A 2842-nucleotide genomic window follows, 5' to 3' on the forward strand; every position below is an offset into this window, starting at 1 on the left:
TGTTCTTGGCGGCCTCGGCGCAGTTCGCCGCCGGGGCGAGGAAGTACTCGGCGCCCGCGTCCCGGGCGGCGATCACCGTGGTGCCCGCCGACGACGCCCAGAACCTGCCGCCCGAGGGCCCGGTCCGGGTGACGGTCGCCCAGGGCCGGCTGGTCTCCGTCCGGCTCGCCGACACCCGGGGCGGCGAGGTGCCCGGCTCCCTCTCCGCGGACGGCACCGGCTGGACCCCGGACGGCCCGCTGCCGCTGGCCACCGCGTTCACCCTGGACGCGGTGGCCGAGGACGACCAGGGCCTGCGGGCGGTCCAGCACACCGACTTCTCGACGATGGCCCCCCTGCACACCTTCGTCGCCTTCTTCACCCCCGAGGACGGTTCCACCGTCGGCGTCGGCATGCCGGTCTCGCTGCGGTTCAGCCGCCCGATCGCCGACCGGGCCGCGGTCGAGCGCGCGATCACGGTGACCACGGACCCGCCGGTGGAGGTGGCCGCGCACTGGTTCGGCGGCCAGCGCCTGGACTTCCGCCCCCAGGAGTACTGGGCGCCGGGCACCCGGGTGACGGTCGCGCTGCGGCTCAAGGACGTGCAGGGCGCGCCGGGCGAGTTCGGCACCCAGAACAAGGATGTCCGGTTCACCGTCGGCCGGGCCCAGGTGTCCACCGTCGACCTGGACGCCCACACCCTCACCGTTCGGGCCGGTCAGGGCGGTAAGACGGTGCGCACGCTCAAGGTGTCCGGCGGCGACGCCCGGCACACGACGTACCGGGGCGTGCTGGTGGTGTCCGAGAAGTACAAGGTCACCCGGATGAACTCGCAGACCGTCGGGATGGGCGACGAGTACGACATCAAGGACGTGCCGCACGCGATGCGGCTGACCAACTCGGGCACCTTCCTGCACGGCAACTACTGGGCCAGCCCGTCGGTGTTCGGCACCGCCAACACCAGCCACGGCTGCATCGGCCTGGCCGACGTCAAGGGCGGGGCGAGCGGCGAGACCCCGGCGGGCTGGCTGTTCGAGCACACGATCCAGGGGGACGTCTTCGAGGTGCGGGCCTCGGCGGGGGACGTGGTGCCGCCGAACAACGGTCTGAACGGTTGGAACCTGCCCTGGGCGCAGTGGGTGGCCGGGAGCGCCCTCCAGTCCGGCGCGAGCCCCTCCGTCGCCCCGGCCGCCGGTTCGGCCGCGAGCACCTCTCCGGCGCCCGCGCCGAGCCCCTCGCCGGTACCGTCCGCGAGCCCGTCGCCGGCACCATCCGCGAGCCGGTCCGCGAGCCCGTCCCCGGCACCGTTCGTGAGCCGTTCCCCGAGCCCCTCCCCGACGGTCTCCCCGACGGCCTCCCCCTGACGGCCACCTGCCGATGATCTCGACCGGCGTTCACCGGTAGCCTCCCCGGGATTCACCCGTTCGGCCCAGCTATCCTGCTTGCCGCGCCGGAAGCCCGTCGCGAATGATCGCCGGTCCGGTGCAACCCGTCCGGGGAACAGTGCGTCCATCAGGATGAACACCGGGAGGGGAGAAACCGTGAAGCCGGTTAGGGCGGCCGACGCCGCGATACGTACCACCGTCACCCGCCGCCGCGTGCGTCAGAGCGCGGTGGCATTGGCGATGGGCGGGGTGCTGCTGCTCACCGCGGCATGCAGCGGTGACGATCACAAGAACACCGGCGGCGGTGACGGGACCGCGACGGCGGGCGCCAACGGCGCGGGGGACGCCGGTAACGGCGGTACGCCGGCCCCGAGTTCGGCCACGCCGAAGACCTCGGCCGCCGTGCTGACCGTCGAGCCCCAGGACGGGGCCCAGGACGTCGCTCCGGACGGCGCGCTCAAGGTCGGCGTGGCCAGCGGCAAGCTCACCGCGGTCGAGGTGACCGACAAGGAGGGCAAGCCGGTCGCGGGCACCATCGCCGCGGACGGCAGCGGCTGGAAGCCCAACGCCGCGCTGGCCGTCGGCATGGCGTACAAGGTGAACGCCCAGGCCACCGACGCCGATGGCCTGGTGGCCGCGTCCACCACCTCGTTCACCACGCTGACGCCGGCGAAGAAGGTCTCCACCAACGACAACATCGCCGACAACGGCACGTACGGCGTCGGCATGATCGTCTCGGTGGAGTTCAACAAGGAGATCAAGAACAAGGACGCGGTCGCGCAGGGCATCACCTTCGAGACCAGCAACGGCACCACGGTCAAGGGCCACTGGTTCGGTGCCAAGCGCCTGGACTTCCGCCCCGAGAAGTACTGGGAGCCCGGCACCAAGGTCACCATCAAGTACCGGCTGAAGAACGTCGAGATCGCCCCCGGCATCTACGGCGACATCGACAAGGACGAGCCGTTCACCATCGGCCGCTCCCAGGTCTCGGTGGCCGACTCCGCCAGCCACCAGATGACGGTGACCAGGGCCGGCGCGAGCCACACCGTGCCGGTGACCCTCGGCGACGAGAAGAACCCCTCCTGGAACGGGACCATGGTGGTCATGTCCAAGGAGAAGGTCACCCGGATGAACTCGCAGACCGTCGGCCTCGGCGGCGAGTACGACATCAAGGACGTGCCGCACGCGATGCGGCTGACCCGGTCCGGCACCTTCGTGCACGGCAACTACTGGGCGAACCCGTTCGGCAAGACCAACGCCAGCCACGGCTGCATCTCGATGCAGGACGAGAAGGGCGGCAGCGACACCTCGGTGGCGGGCAAGTTCTTCAACGACTCGATGATCGGCGACATCGTCGTCATCAAGAACTCCAAGGAGAAGACGGTCGCTCCCGACAACGGTCTGAGCGGCTGGAACATCGACTGGGCGAACTGGTAGCCGCACCCGCCGGCAGGCCCTGAGGCCCCGGTACGGCGACG

The 2842-nt window shown here is 71.0% G+C and carries 2 protein-coding genes; both read left to right on the top strand.

The window, feature by feature from the left end:
- Window positions 1-1343 (top strand): L,D-transpeptidase (locus ABD308_RS34160; protein WP_344343679.1); only part of this gene is annotated, 1343 nt, incomplete at its 5' end.
- A 177-nt stretch (window positions 1344-1520) separates the two neighbouring features.
- Window positions 1521-2801, top strand: a complete 1281-nt coding sequence (locus ABD308_RS34165) for a L,D-transpeptidase (RefSeq protein ID WP_344343681.1) — start codon at window positions 1521-1523, stop codon at window positions 2799-2801.
- The last annotated feature ends 41 nt before the right edge of the window (window positions 2802-2842 follow it).

This window comes from Kitasatospora putterlickiae (genome assembly GCF_039527695.1).
GTDB classification, from domain to species: Bacteria; Actinomycetota; Actinomycetes; order Streptomycetales; family Streptomycetaceae; genus Kitasatospora; species Kitasatospora putterlickiae.